The sequence below is a fragment of the Microbacterium sp. ABRD28 genome (assembly GCF_003850245.1).
GTDB lineage: Bacteria > Actinomycetota > Actinomycetes > Actinomycetales > Microbacteriaceae > Microbacterium.
On sequence record NZ_CP031015.1, the window covers coordinates 3,068,866 to 3,081,694 of the forward strand.

12 protein-coding genes are annotated in these 12,829 nt (G+C 70.0%); 6 read left to right on the forward strand and 6 right to left on the reverse strand.

Going from position 1 to position 12,829, the window contains the following annotated elements; genetic code table 11:
- Positions 1 to 27: 27 nt before the first annotated feature.
- A complete protein-coding gene (gene proC, locus DT073_RS14815) occupies positions 28 to 870 on the reverse strand; it encodes a pyrroline-5-carboxylate reductase (RefSeq protein WP_124294087.1) in 843 nt (280 codons plus the stop codon).
- 95 nt (positions 871 to 965) lie between these two features.
- On the opposite strand from proC, the gene DT073_RS14820 reads away from it, so the two are divergent.
- Together DT073_RS14820 and DT073_RS14825 are read left to right on the forward strand one after the other, a co-directional pair.
- Positions 966 to 2,090, forward strand: coding sequence for an alpha/beta fold hydrolase (locus tag DT073_RS14820; RefSeq protein ID WP_124294088.1), 1,125 nt, complete (start codon positions 966 to 968; stop codon positions 2,088 to 2,090).
- 27 nt (positions 2,091 to 2,117) lie between these two features.
- Complete coding sequence (locus DT073_RS14825) at positions 2,118 to 3,044, forward strand: LLM class F420-dependent oxidoreductase (RefSeq protein ID WP_124294089.1); 927 nt, start codon at positions 2,118 to 2,120, stop codon at positions 3,042 to 3,044.
- A gap of 16 nt (positions 3,045 to 3,060) precedes the next feature.
- On the opposite strand, the gene DT073_RS14830 is transcribed toward DT073_RS14825, so the two are convergent.
- Positions 3,061 to 3,492, reverse strand: coding sequence for a nucleoside deaminase (locus DT073_RS14830; RefSeq protein WP_124294553.1), 432 nt, complete (start codon positions 3,490 to 3,492; stop codon positions 3,061 to 3,063).
- Between the two features lie 78 nt (positions 3,493 to 3,570).
- On the opposite strand from DT073_RS14830, the gene upp reads away from it, so the two are divergent.
- The gene (upp, locus tag DT073_RS14835; protein ID WP_124294090.1) at positions 3,571 to 4,203 is read left to right on the forward strand and encodes a uracil phosphoribosyltransferase; all 633 of its coding nucleotides are present in this window, start codon (positions 3,571 to 3,573) and stop codon (positions 4,201 to 4,203) included.
- A gap of 200 nt (positions 4,204 to 4,403) precedes the next feature.
- Here the strand turns inward: upp and DT073_RS14840 are convergent, their stop codons facing one another.
- The 3 genes from DT073_RS14840 to DT073_RS14850 all read right to left on the reverse strand — a co-directional run bounded on the left by DT073_RS14840 (position 4,404) and on the right by DT073_RS14850 (position 9,624).
- Complete coding sequence (locus DT073_RS14840) at positions 4,404 to 4,724, reverse strand: DUF3467 domain-containing protein (RefSeq protein WP_124294091.1); 321 nt, start codon at positions 4,722 to 4,724, stop codon at positions 4,404 to 4,406.
- Positions 4,725 to 4,770: 46 nt separating this feature from the next.
- Positions 4,771 to 8,325 carry a TM0106 family RecB-like putative nuclease gene (locus tag DT073_RS14845; RefSeq protein ID WP_124294092.1) on the reverse strand — a complete coding sequence of 1,185 codons (3,555 nt, stop codon included), beginning with the start codon at positions 8,323 to 8,325 and terminating at the stop codon, positions 4,771 to 4,773.
- Positions 8,326 to 8,430: 105 nt separating this feature from the next.
- Positions 8,431 to 9,624: a low temperature requirement protein A gene (locus tag DT073_RS14850; protein ID WP_164478211.1), complete on the reverse strand. Its 1,194-nt coding sequence runs from the start codon at positions 9,622 to 9,624 to the stop codon at positions 8,431 to 8,433.
- A 184-nt stretch (positions 9,625 to 9,808) separates the two neighbouring features.
- Here DT073_RS14850 and DT073_RS14855 point away from each other — a divergent pair, with 184 nt between their 5' ends.
- The 3 genes from DT073_RS14855 (at position 9,809) to DT073_RS14865 (ending at position 11,892) form a co-directional block, all read left to right on the forward strand.
- Complete coding sequence (locus DT073_RS14855; RefSeq protein ID WP_124294094.1) at positions 9,809 to 10,168, forward strand: YciI family protein; 360 nt, start codon at positions 9,809 to 9,811, stop codon at positions 10,166 to 10,168.
- Positions 10,169 to 10,251: 83 nt separating this feature from the next.
- Positions 10,252 to 10,602 carry a YciI family protein gene (locus DT073_RS14860; RefSeq protein WP_124294095.1) on the forward strand — a complete coding sequence of 117 codons (351 nt, stop codon included), beginning with the start codon at positions 10,252 to 10,254 and terminating at the stop codon, positions 10,600 to 10,602.
- Between the two features lie 15 nt (positions 10,603 to 10,617).
- Positions 10,618 to 11,892, forward strand: a complete 1,275-nt coding sequence (locus DT073_RS14865) for an RNA polymerase sigma factor (protein WP_124294096.1) — start codon at positions 10,618 to 10,620, stop codon at positions 11,890 to 11,892.
- 25 nt (positions 11,893 to 11,917) lie between these two features.
- Here DT073_RS14865 and DT073_RS14870 read toward each other — a convergent pair whose 3' ends face one another.
- Entirely contained in the window at positions 11,918 to 12,646 is a 729-nt protein-coding gene (locus DT073_RS14870) for an alpha/beta hydrolase fold domain-containing protein (protein ID WP_240638632.1), read from the reverse strand.
- Between the last annotated feature and the right edge of the window lie 183 nt (positions 12,647 to 12,829).

A 12,829-nucleotide genomic window follows, 5' to 3' on the forward strand; every position in this document is an offset into this window, starting at 1 on the left:
CGGCGATGACGCGCCGAGGCGGGACCCTCACGCGCCGGCGGCGAGCTCCTTCGCCCGCGCGAGCGCGGCGTCGGTGGCGCGGGTGAACACCTCGTCGAGGCGTGCCTCCTGCAGCACGGCCACGGCCCGCTCGGTGGTGCCCTTGGGGCTCGTGACGCGGCGCCGCAACTCGGCAGGGTCTTCCCCGGTCGCCGCGAGCAGCGCCGTCGCGCCGGCGAAGGTCTGCTCGACCATCACACGGGCGTCCCCCTCGGCGAAGCCCTTGCCGATCGCCGCGCGCGTCAGCTGCTCGATGAGGAGGAAGACGTACGCCGGCCCCGACCCCGAGATCGTCGACAGCGCGTCGATCTGCTCCTCGGGCAGTTCGATCACGGTCCCCACGGTCTCGAAGAGACGGCGGATGACGCGGGTATCGTCCTCGCTCGCCCGGTTCCCCGCCGCGAGCCCGGTGACGGCCTTGCCGACGAGCGCCGGTGTGTTCGGCATGGAGCGGAACACGGCGACATCCGTCCCCAGGATCTGCTCGAACGTGGCCAGTGTCACCCCGGCCGCGAGGCTCACCACGATCGTGCCGGGGCGCAGGTGCGGGCCGATCTCATGCAGGAGGTCGGGCACCATTGCGGGCTTCACCCCGACGAGGACGATGTCGGCCTTCGCCGCCGCCCGGGCGTTGGCGTCGGGCTCGTCCTCGAGGGCGAGACTCGTCACCGACGGGACGGATGCCAGCTCCTCGGCCTTCGCACGGGAGCGGTTGGTCGCGATGATCCCTTCCGTGGCGAGCGCCGACGCCGCGACACCGCGGAGAACCGCTCCTCCCATCGACCCTGCTCCGAGAACGGCGATGGACGGCAGTGTGAAGTCGTCGGTCATCCCGCCATCCTACGAACCCACCCCGACGCGCCCGAGGCCCCGGGCTATAGTCGAGACGGCGGGGCGTGGACGCCCCGGGCGAGAAGGAGACTGCGATGATCACGCCCCCGAATTCGCTCTTCGACGGCATCAGCTCACGAATCATCGACACGCCCGACGTGGCGATCAACATCCTCGAACGCCGCGGTGACGACCCCGAGACGACACCTCAGAAGACGGTGGTCCTGGTGCACGGGAACGTCTCGTCGGCACTCTTCTGGCAGCCCACCATGCTCGATCTGCCGAGCGATCTGCGCGTGATCGCCATCGACCTGCGGGGTTTCGGCGGCAGCGAGCACACCCCCGTCGACGCCACGCGGGGTGTCCGAGACTTCAGCGACGACATCTTCGCCGTCCTGCAGGTTCTCGGCCTCCCCACGGCGCACTTCGTCGGCTGGTCGATGGGCGGCGGTGTGGTCATGCAGTACGCCCTCGATCATCCCGTGCTGAGCCTGACCCTTCAGGCCCCCGTCTCGCCGTACGGCTTCGGCGGCACCCGCCGCGACGGCTCGCGGCTCACCGGCGACGACGCCGGCTGCGGCGGCGGCGGGGCGAACCCCGACTTCGTCGAACGCCTCATCTCGCATGACACCGGCGACGCGGCCCAGACCTCCCCTCGCAGCGTCTTCCGCGCCGCCTACGTCGCCCCGGGCTTCACCACGCCCCACGAAGACGTCTTCGTCGAGTCGATGCTCACCACCTCGACCGCCGAGGGCAACTACCCCGGCAACTCGGTGCCGAGCAAGAACTGGCCGGGCTTCGGCGCGGGACACCTCGGGGTGCTCAACACCATGGCCCCGAAGTACTTCGACGTCTCGGGCATCGTCGACCTCGACGACAAGCCGCCGGTCCTGTGGATCCACGGCAGCGTCGACGCGATCGTCGCCGACGGGTCGTTCTACGATTTCAACCACCTCGGCGCCCTCGGGATCGTCCCCGGCTGGCCGGGGGCCGACGTCGCCCCCGCCCAGGAGATGATCTCGCAGACCCGCGACGTGCTGAAGACCTACAAGGCAGGCGGGGGCGATGTCACCGAGATCGAACTCGAGGGCACCGGTCACGCCCCGCACCTCGAGCGGCCCGACGAGTTCCGTCGCGCCCTGCTCCTGACGATCGGCTACACCGGCGATCGCCCCGATGCGCCGCCCACCGAGGCGATCGTCATCCGCTCGGCCGACTGACCGTCTCGACATTCGAGCCGCCACGCAATGGAGTACTGCGTCTTCACCGAGCCCCACCTCGGTGCGAGCTACGACGACCAGCTCGCCTTCGCCCAGGCCGCCGAGCGCCACGGGTTCCATGGGTTCTTCCGCTCCGACCACTACCTGAACGGGCGAGACGAGGGCCTGCCCGGGCCCACCGATGCCTGGACCACCCTTGCCGGGCTCGCCCGTGAGACGAGCCGCATCCGCCTGGGCACCCTGGTCTCCCCCGTCACCTTCCGCCACCCCGGCGTGCTCGCCATCCAGGTCGCGCAGGTCGACGCGATGTCGGGCGGCCGGGTCGAGCTCGGGCTCGGTGCAGGGTGGTTCGAGCGTGAGCACGAGGCGTACGGGATCCCCTTCCCCAAGAACCGATTCGACCTTCTCGAGGAACAGCTGCAGATCGTCACCGGGCTCTGGGAGACTCCGGTGGGCCAGAGCTACAGCTTCGCGGGTGAGAACTACGTATTGGTGGATGCCCCTGGTCTGCCCAAACCGGTGCAGCAGCCGGTGCCCGTGATCATCGGCGGCGCCGGTCGACGGCGGACCCCCGAGCTCGTCGCGCGCTTCGCCCGCGAGTACAACGTCGGCTTCCCCACGGACGCGCAGATCGCCGAGCGCCTCGGCAACCTCCACGCCGCCTGCGAGCGGGTCGGCCGCGACCCCGCGACCGTGCGCCTGTCGGTGGCGATGTCGGTGATCGCCGGCGCCGACGACGCCGAGGTCGTACGCCGCGCGGGCCGGCTCGGGAAGACGCTCGACGAGGTGCGCGACGGGGTCAACCTCGTCGGCGGGCCCGACGAGATCGGCGAGCGCATCGAGCGCTGGCGCTCGTTCGGCATCGAGCGCGTGTACTTCCAGTTCCTCGACAACCAAGACGTCGCGCACGTCGACTACGTGGGCGAGGCGGTGCTGCCGGCGCTGCCGCGGTGAGCGACAGCCGCGCGATTCAGCGCCGCGCGGCGAAGAACTCCTGCAGGAGCGCCGCGGCCTCCTCGGCACGGACGCCCCCGACGACCTCGGCGCGCACCGGCAGTCGCCGGTCGCGCAGCACATCGTGCACCGACCCGGCCGCGCCGGCCTTCTCGTCCCACGCACCGAACACCACGCGGCTCACATGCGACTGCAGCGCCGCGCCGGCACACATCACGCACGGTTCGAGCGTGACCACGAGCGTGCAGCCCGCGAGATTCCACGAGCCTCGGGATGACGCGGCCGCGCGCAGCGCGACCACCTCGGCGTGAGCGGTGGGGTCCCCGGTGGTCTCGCGCAGATTCCTTCCCTCGCCGATGACGTGCCCCGTGGCATCCGTCACCACCGCCCCGACGGGTACCTCGCTCTCGGCCGCAGCCTCGGCGGCGAGCGCAAGCGCGCGCATCATCGCGACGTCGTCGGCGGGGTCGGGCTGCACACCTCCAGCGTACGGACCGACAGCCGCGCAGCGGATACCCTGGGATCCATGCGCCTCCACGTCGCCGACCACCCGCTCATCACCCACAAGCTCACGGTGCTGCGTGACAAGACGACCTCGTCGCCGGTGTTCCGGCAGCTGACGGAGGAGCTCGTCACCCTTCTCGCCTACGAGGCGACCCGGTCGGTGAGGGTCGATCCCATCGAGATCCAGACCCCGGTCTCTCTGACGATGGGCGTGAAGATCAGCGAGCCGCGCCCGATCGTCGTGCCGATCCTCCGCGCCGGTCTCGGAATGCTCGAGGGCATGGTCAAGCTCCTTCCGACCGCCGAGGTGGGCTTTCTCGGCATGGTGCGGAACGAAGAGACCCTCGAGCCCACGACCTACGCCGAGCGTCTGCCCGACGACCTCTCCGACCGGCAGTGCTTCGTGCTCGACCCGATGCTCGCGACCGGCGGGTCGCTGGGTGCGGCCGTCGAGTTCCTCTTCACACGGGGGGCGCAGGACGTCACCGCCATCTGCCTGCTCGGCGCACCCGAAGGGGTTGCCGCGATCGAACGTCAGGTCGGCGACAAGGATGTCACCCTCGTGCTCGGCGCGCTGGATGAGCGGCTGAACGAGAAGGGCTACATCGTGCCCGGCCTCGGTGACGCGGGCGACCGCCTGTACGGCACCGTCTGACGGGATTGCCCGACCCGTCTCGCGTGCGGGCATCGCCGCGATTTCCCGCGCCCTGAGACGAATGTGGCGCGGTATCCGCCCCTCGCCGAACGGACACCGCGCCTGCGCCTTGCGGCGCGAATCCAAGCGTATGACGGGGGCGATTCGGGTTTTCAGGGGGTTGACATCGGCCCTCCGAATGGCTAGCCGGACGGACCCTGTCAGTCGGGGATGACAGGCTCGGTCGGAGGCTTCCGACCGGTCTCCTGCTCCCAGAACTCGAGCTGCTGCGTGAGGGCTTTGGCGAGCTCGAACACCTGCTCCGGAGGGATGCGGATGCGGCTGACGACGCGGGCCGGCACCACCGTGCGACGCTCCCCCGTCTCGGGGTCGGTCTCGTCGTGCGGCGGCTGGGCGAGGGTGAGGAAATCCATCACGAACACCGTCGAGCTGTGCCAGACGTTGGCGAAATCGGCGTAGTTGCCGCCGATCAGGTCGGGCGGCAGATCGATCTCGAATTGACGGGGCACCTGGTCGGACATGCGGCAGTTCCTCCTCGCCGGGGGGATGGTGTGGCGTCTGGCGAGTCTATTGGGCGGCCATCGCGGGCTGAACGGGGTTGCGCGCGGCCGCGCCGTCGCCCGATGCGTCGGATGCGGACGGCTGGGCACCGACGAGGCGCGCGAAACCGCTCAGGCGCGCGACGCCCTCGGGGGTGCGCGGCAGGTCGTCGAGGAGTCCGGGTGAGTAGACGAGGTACGCGGTGTGCATCGCCCGTGAGATGGCGACGTTCAGCCGGTTGCGCAGGAGGAGGAACTCCAGGCCCCGGGGCGCGTCACGCCCGGAGGATGCCGCGAGCGACACGATCGCCACCGCCGCCTCCTGTCCCTGGAACCTGTCGACGGTGCCGACCGGCACGTCGTCGAACCCGGCGGCCGCGAGCGCCTCTTCGACCAGCACCTGCTGGGCGTTGTACGGGGTGACGACGATGATGTCTTTCGCCACGAGGGGGCGCGCGGGCGTCAGCGCAGCGCCGCCGGTGTCGTCGATGTCGATGCCGGTCCACTCCCGCCCGACGAGGTCTCGGACGAGGTCGACGACGATCGCCGCCTCCTCCGGCGACCGGGTGGCGTTGCCCCGGTGACGAAGCGGCAGCGGGTGGAGGCCCGGCGCGATCCCCTGGAGGGCCCGCATGGCCGTCGCGGGCTGCGCGGCGAGTTCACCGCGATACGACAGATCGGAGACGGCACGCGCGACGGCGGGGTGCATCCGCCACGACCGGGCGAGGAAGAAGCCGAAGGCGGGCGGGATCACGTCGGCTCCGTCCATGACCCACCCGAGCGCGGAGGTGTCGACCGGCTCGGGGTGGGTGCCCTGACTCACCTGCGGCAGCTGTTGCGGGTCCCCGAGGAGGAGCAGGCGGGATGAGGCGAGCGAGACCGCGATCGTCGACGCGAGCGAGAACTGCCCGGCCTCGTCGATGACGAGGAGATCGAGGCTGCCGCGCGGGATGCGCCCCTCATGGGCGAAGTCCCACGCGGTGCCGCCGACGACGAATCCGGATGCCGCATGCTCGGCCGTGAAGGCTGCGACTCCGTTCTTGGGAATGGGCGTGAACCGCACCCGCTCCGCGTCATCGGGCTTCTTCAACGCCTTGCCCACGTGCTGCGGGGCCACGCCCGCGGCCACGATCCGGTCGAGCATGTGCTCGACGACCGCGTGCGACTGGGCAACGACACCGACCTTGTAGCCGTGCTCGGCGACGAGGCGGGCGATGACGTGCGAGCCGACGAAGGTCTTGCCGGTGCCGGGCGGTCCCTGCACCGCGAGGTAGCTGCGGTCGAGATCGAGAAGGGCGGCGGTGATGTCGCCGATGTCGTCGCCGCCCTGCGGCGGCAGCGCTCCGGCACGCGTGCGGGGCGGGCGACGCAGCAGGATGTCGGTGGCGGGGTCGTACGGAAGCTCGGGCGACGCGGCGACGACGGCGTCGGCCCATGCGTCGATCGCGGTCTGCTGGTTCATCGCCCGCGGCGGCGCGGCGGGCGTGAGGGCGATCGGCAGCTCGGTCCAGGTCTCGCCGTCGATGGCGAATTCCTCCACGATCGCGCCGTCGTCGAGGGTCTCGATGACGGTGACGCGGTGATCGGCGTGGATCCAGCGTGGCTTGTCGGCGAAGGGGAACGACACCGGCAGCTCGTAGAGCGCGAACGGGTCGCTGCCCTCGCTGATGCGTGTGCCGGGCGCGAGTTCGCCGCGCAGCTCGAGGCGGCGACGCAGGGTCCGCTTTCCCTCCTCCTGATACCAGTCGGTGACGACGTGGCAGCGCGAGGAGTCGAGCATGACGACATCCCGCGTCTCCTCCCACACCGACGCGGGCTCGCGCAGACGGAGGAAGTGGGTGGCCCAGAACGACTTGGCCTCGCGTGGGTAATAGTCGATCGCGGCCGCGCCGAGGCGGAGCGCGCGCGACTCCGGCGAGTCGGCGTCGCGCTGGGCGGCGAGGGCGTTCAGCCGGTCGGCGCGATCGGACGGGGTGTAGGCGTGCTCGTCGGGATCGGGATTCGGGGTGGGGCGCAGCTGCGCCTCACGGGCGCGGTCGACGAGCCAGTCACGCAGGCGCAGCGTCGAGACGCAGTCGTAGCGGTTGTAATCGGCCAGGTCGCTCAGGATGCGGGCGGCCTCTGCCGCAGCATCCGGGCCGTCCTGCTGAAGCGCTCGGGCCTGCACGTACTTGACGATCGAGTCGTCGCCCTTCTGCACGTCGCTCGTGCGCACCTCGTCACCCATGTAGAGCGGTTCGAGCTTCTTGATGGAGTACGAGCGCGAGCCGACGCGGAGGGCCCGCCGCACGATCGGATAGAGGTCGACGAAGACGCCGTCGCGAAGCAGCTGATCGACGTCGGACTCACGCACGCCGTAGCGCGCCGCCATGGCGAGCAGGTGCGTGGGCTCGTAGGGCGCGTAATGATAGATGTGCAGGTCGGGGTGGGTCTTGCGCCGGAGGGCCACCATGTCGAGGAAGCGCTCGAGCGCCTCCTTCTCCTCGGCGAACGAATGCGCCCACAGCGCCGAGTACTGCTCCCGCAGATCCACCCAGCCGAAGAGGTAGTCGATCCCCCAGGTGGTTCCCTCCCCCTCCGTGTAGAGCGGGTCTCCTTCGAAGTCGAAGAAGATGTCGCCCTGGCTCGGCCGCGGGAGCGCGCCGAGCGCCTGCGGCTGCACGACCTCGTAGTTCGGGATGTCGGAAGGCGAGCTGAGCTGCAGCCGCGCCTGGGTGCGCAGCAGCGCGATGGTGTCGGGATTCATCCCCGTCGGCGCGGTGCCGAGCCGCGCGAGGTCGTCGATCGTCTGGACGCCGGCCGCGCGGAGGCGTTCGCGCTGCACCGGCCGCATCCCTGCGACGAGAAGAAGATCGCCGGATGCCACGACTTCCAGGTCGCAGGTCGCGCAGCGGCCGCAGGCGACCACACCGAGGTCACCGCGCGGGTCGCCCCACGCGATCGGGTCGCCGGCCATCCCGAGGTCGAGGCGACGGTCGGCGATGAGCGTCTGCAGGCGGTCGCGTCGCAGCTGGAAGACGGGGAGGAGATCGTCGACCTCGTGGCTGCTGGTGGTGCCGTCGCCGAGCAGCAGTTCGACGCGGTCGGAGCGCGGAATGCCGAGCCGGTCGAGCTGGACGACATAGGCGGCGAGCTGCATGAGCGCGGTGACGCGGGCGTGACGGGCGAGCTTGGTGTCCTGCACGAGCCACGCGCCGAACTCGTCGCGGACGAGGAAGTCGGCGAAGCCGACGAAGTCGTGGGTGGCGAACGTCGCCTGATAGACGACGTCGGCATCGGAGTTCAGAGCCGCGTCGGTGAGCCGCACCGCCTCGGCGAGCGCCGCGGCGTCGGAGGAGCGCGTCTCGGGGATCTCGATGACACCGTCGCCGAACCGCTCCCGGTACCGGGCGAGGACGCGTCGTTCGTGCTCGCCGCCGAGCTCACCCGCGCGACGCAGCGTCGGGTCATCCGGCTCTTCGACGGGTGCGACGCGACCGAGCTTGGCGTCGATGGCGCGCAGCCACGCGAACTCGCATTCGGCGGCCGCTTTCAGGTCGCTCGCGCTCCAGACGATCCGGCCCTCGTCCTCGATGTACCGCAACGTTCCCTTCCCGACGCCCCGCCGCTCGGACCGTCCCCCCGACCCTAACCGGGGCCGCCGACGTCGTTCTGTGGGCGCTCGTGGGTCAGGCCTTCCCGCCCGACGTCACCCTCCCGCGCGACGGCCGCGCCTCACGCGCTCGATGGTCTCACCGGCCGCGACACCGACAAGAACCACCGCGGCCGTGATGGACGCCGTGAGTGCGTCGAGGAACGGGACAGCGAGAGCCGCGCCGCCGAGCACGGCGAGAGCGACCAGCCCGATGAGTTGAGCTCGCGACCAGCGTCGTTCGAGCACGCGACGGAAGAGCACCGTGCCGGCGAGAAAGAGGATCGGTGCGCCGAGGATCACGATCGTCGGCGCGAGGCCGCGCTGGTCGGGGCGTGCGAGCATCTCTTTGTCGCCCACGCTCATCAGCACGATGCCGGCGATGATCGGAAGATGCACCCAGGTGTAGGCGGTGCGAGCGAGCCTGGCCGGCTCGTCCGACGCTTCGATCGCCTCCGCGCCCACGCGTTCGCCGTGATCGAAGTAGATCCACCACGCGGCCGCGGCGGCGACGAACGCCGTCACCATCGCCGCGATGGATGAGGGGGAGGATTCCTTCTCCACGAACGTGAAGCCTGTGATCAGCAGTCCCTCACCGAGCGCGATGAGCACGAACAAGGCCGTGCGCTCGGCGATGTGCGGGCCGGAGAGATCCCAGGAGCGCAGGAGCACTTTGCCCCGTCCGGGGACGGGGAAACCGAGTACGGTGCCCAGCAGTTCGAGGGCGAGCGCGGCGGACCAGAACGGCAGCTGCCAGGCGAGAGGGAGAAGCGCGCCGGCGATCCACAACACCGCCCCGGCGACGGTCCAGAACAGCACGAAGGTGAAGTCGCGGGCGACCTGTCGGTCGTGACGGGCGGTCGCCCACACGATGAAACCCGTTCGCCCGACCTGGAGGACGACGTAAGCGATCGCGAACGCCCACGCGCGGTCGCCGAACGCCTCCGCGATCGAGACGCTCACCACGAGCGCCACGAACGCAAGCGCGATCACCGCCCCGCGGACCGGGAGCTTCACCGGGTCGAGCCAGTTCGTCACCCACGTGGTGGAGACCCATCCCCACCACAACGCGCACACCATGATGAGGCCCTCGAACGCACCCAGCAGCGTCTGGTTCTCATACAAGTAGGAAGACAACTGCGTCAACGCGACAACGAAGACCAGATCGAAGAAGAGCTCGACGTAGGTCACTCGATCCGCGCGCGCGGAATCCGTGGGTCGCACCACGTTCCGGGTCATCCCGAATGCCATGCGCTCATCCTGGCACCATGGCTCGACCCAGCGACGATCGACGTCAGCCCCGTCGGAGAGCTCGCCGAGGGCGACGTGATCGAGAGAGGTTTCCGGCCGGTTGTCGATTTCGCGGCCGGATGTTCGCTGTCCTTGTGACGGAGCCGGATCGGCCGGTCCGCTACCCAGTGCAGGAGGCACGTCCATGTCCCAGTTCGCGATCCTCATCTACGAAGACCCGACCTACTACGAGACCATGCCGCCCGAGGGATGGGCCCAGGTGGTCGACGCCCACAACACCTTCACCAGCCAGGTCGCAGAGCGGGGCGGAACGCTGACGGGCGGAGGTGCGCTCGCGCCCGTGACGACAGCGACCACCATCAAGGGCGGAACCGCGATGACCGACGGCCCGTTCGTCCGGAGCAGGGAGGCCCTCCTCGGCTACTACGTCGTCGAGGCGCGCGACCTCGACCATGCTCTCGAGATCGGAAAGCTGTGCCCCGCCACCGGCGGCGGCGTCGAGGTCCGCCCGATCGTCGACCCGACGGTGAACAACCCGTTCTGATCGCTCCTCGCCGCTCGTGTCGATTTCGGGCTTGCCCGTTCGCTGTAGGGGTGAAACGGTTCCCATAACGAAAGGACACGGTCGTGAAGTACGTCATCATGTTCACCACCACTCCCGAGCTCGACGCAGCGGCATCGCCTGAGCACCTCAACGACGCGTACGGCCGCACCTATGACTGGTTCGGCACGCACGGCGAGGTGATGACCGAGTCCGGCGCCCAGTTGCAGCCCGTCGCCACCGCGACCACCGTCAGGTACGGCAGCGAGGGGCCGGTGGTGGCCGACGGGCCCTTCTCAGAGGCCAAAGAGGTCATCGGCGGATTCCAGGTGATCGACGTGCCCGACCTCGACGCGGCGATCGCCATCGTCAAGACGTGGCCGCTCCTCGAGCTGCCCGGCGTTGCGGTCGAGATCCGACCGATCGTCACCTACTGAAGGCTGCAGAACGTCGTGAACGATCCGGATGCCGCGGCAGCGGAGACACACCGCGCCGCGGCATCCGATCATCTGCTGGCGAGAGTCATCCGAGAGGAGTCCGCGCGCATCGTCGCGGCCCTCACGAACTGGCTCGGGAGCCTCGACCTGGCAGAGGAGTCGGTCGCCGAGGCGATCGAGGAAGCCATTCGTCAGTGGCGAGCGCGTGGGGTTCCCCCCAATCCCGGTGCATGGCTGACACAGGCGGCTCGGCACAACGCGCTCGACCGTCTGCGGCGGGAGAAGCGGTACCGCGAAAAGCTCGTCCAGCTCGCCGATCAGGCCGTGACCGCACCGGTCACGGATCCGGGAAACGGCGAACCCGACGAGCGACTACCGCTCCTGTTCGGCTGCTGTCACCCCGCGATCTCGCCGGACGCGCAGCTCGCTCTGACGCTCCGGGCGATCTGCGGCCTCACGACCGCCCAGATCGCACGGGCGACGCTGGCCGCGGAATCGACGGTGGCGCAGCGCATTGTGCGAGCCAAGCGGAAGATCGTCGCCACCGGCATCCCCCTTCGGATCCCCGAGAGCTCGGAGCGCGGCGAACGACTGGATATCGTCCTGACCGTCATCTCGGTCATGTACAGCGAAGCCCACCTGGTCGCCGGCGGCGACGCTGCCGCAGACCGCGACCTCGCTGACGACGCGCTCTGGCTCGCGCGGGTTGTGGCACACGAGCTGCCGCGCGAGCCGGAGGCGCAGGGACTTCTGGCGCTGCTGCTGTTCCATCGAGCGCGCGAAGGCGCGCGGGCGGTCGATGGGGAACTCATCCTGCTCGCTGATCAGGACCGAACGCGGTGGGATCGTCAGCTGATCGCCGAAGCACAGTCCGTGCTCGAGAAGGCGGCGATGCTCCGGCGCCCGGGGCGCTGGCAACTGCACGCCGCGATCGCCGCCTGCCATTCCGATACGCGGGACGGTGAAGACACCGACTGGCCCCAGGTGCTCACGTTGTACGACATGCTGCTGGCCTACGACCACTCGCCGGTCGTTCGGCTGAACCGTGCGGTGGCGCTTGCCGAGGTCGACGGACCGCAGGCGGCACTGGACGAGGTGGATGCACTCGGAGACGCCCTCAGCGGATACCACCTCTGGCACGCCGTGCGCGCGCGCATGCTCCGGCAGCTCGGCCAGCGCGATGCGGCGATGGCCGAGGATCTGCACGCCCTCGAACTCACGGCGAACGACGCCGAGCGGCGCCTTCTCGCGGCGCGGGTGGATCGCGCGGGCGGCCTCGCTCAGCCCTGATGGAGCGCGCACTCGGCCGCGCCGTTCAGCCGGGGGCTGCCGCGCGCAGGCTCTCGACGATCTGCCGCTGCGCGTCGCGTCCGGCGCGCGTCGGAAGGAGCGGATAGACGTGCACCTGCCCGGCGACCTCGCAGAGTTCCAGCGGCACGCCTGCCGTGCGGGCCTTCACCGCCAGAACGTGCGCGTCCGGATTCAGTACGTCACGAGTCCCGGTGAAGACCGTGATCGGACCCAGTCCCGTCAGGTCCCCGAACAGAGGGCTGACCGCGGGATCGAGAAGGTCGAGGTCGCCGCGCCAGTGCTCGGCGAGGACCTTGCCTCCCGGGGTCGCGAGCCACGGGTCGGTCGGCTGCACGGCCGGGATGCGAGGGTTGCTCCACGTCAGATCCAGCGCAGGAGAGATGAGGAGGGTGCGGGGCAGCACCACCCCGGCGTCTCGAAGAGCGAGCGCCGTGGACAGGGCGATCTGGCCACCCGCCGAATCTCCGGCGAGGAAGGTCGCACCCCACCGGTCGATACTCCTCCTGACGAGCGCGGCAGTCTTGTCGCGAGCCTCGAGCGCGGCGCCGAACGGGATCAACGGGTAGATCGGAACCGTCACCGCCATGGATGCCTCGGCGGCGATCGCAGCCACGAGATGCCAGTGCTGGGGCGCGATCTCGTTGACCCATCCGCCGCCGTGCACGTAGACGACGGCCCCCCGCACTTGCGGCGGCACGATCGTGTACACCGGCCACCCGTCGACATGTTCCACGTCGACGCGAATGCCGGGTCGCAAGTGAGACGGCGGCCCGTACGGCTTCGGGCGCAACTCGCGCTCTCGTATGCGTCTCCTCGCGCCCTCGGCTGTCACGAAGGTGCGATTGGCGCGCATCAACCGAAGGACGACCGGCACCAACGCGTCAGGCAAGACAGGCGGCATCCCGCCAGGATCACA

What these genes read in the sequence shown, in the direction of transcription:
- proC (WP_124294087.1), bottom strand. Translation starts at nt 870, where the DNA reads ATGACCGACGACTTCACACTGCCGTCCATCGCCGTTCTCGGAGCAGGG.
- DT073_RS14855 (WP_124294094.1), top strand. Translation starts at nt 9,809, where the DNA reads ATGTCCCAGTTCGCGATCCTCATCTACGAAGACCCGACCTACTACGAG.
- DT073_RS14840 (WP_124294091.1), bottom strand. Translation starts at nt 4,724, where the DNA reads ATGTCCGACCAGGTGCCCCGTCAATTCGAGATCGATCTGCCGCCCGAC.
- DT073_RS14820 (WP_124294088.1), top strand. Translation starts at nt 966, where the DNA reads ATGATCACGCCCCCGAATTCGCTCTTCGACGGCATCAGCTCACGAATC.
- upp (WP_124294090.1), top strand. Translation starts at nt 3,571, where the DNA reads ATGCGCCTCCACGTCGCCGACCACCCGCTCATCACCCACAAGCTCACG.
- DT073_RS14850 (WP_164478211.1), bottom strand. Translation starts at nt 9,624, where the DNA reads ATGGCATTCGGGATGACCCGGAACGTGGTGCGACCCACGGATTCCGCG.
- DT073_RS14830 (WP_124294553.1), bottom strand. Translation starts at nt 3,492, where the DNA reads ATGATGCGCGCGCTTGCGCTCGCCGCCGAGGCTGCGGCCGAGAGCGAG.
- DT073_RS14825 (WP_124294089.1), top strand. Translation starts at nt 2,118, where the DNA reads ATGGAGTACTGCGTCTTCACCGAGCCCCACCTCGGTGCGAGCTACGAC.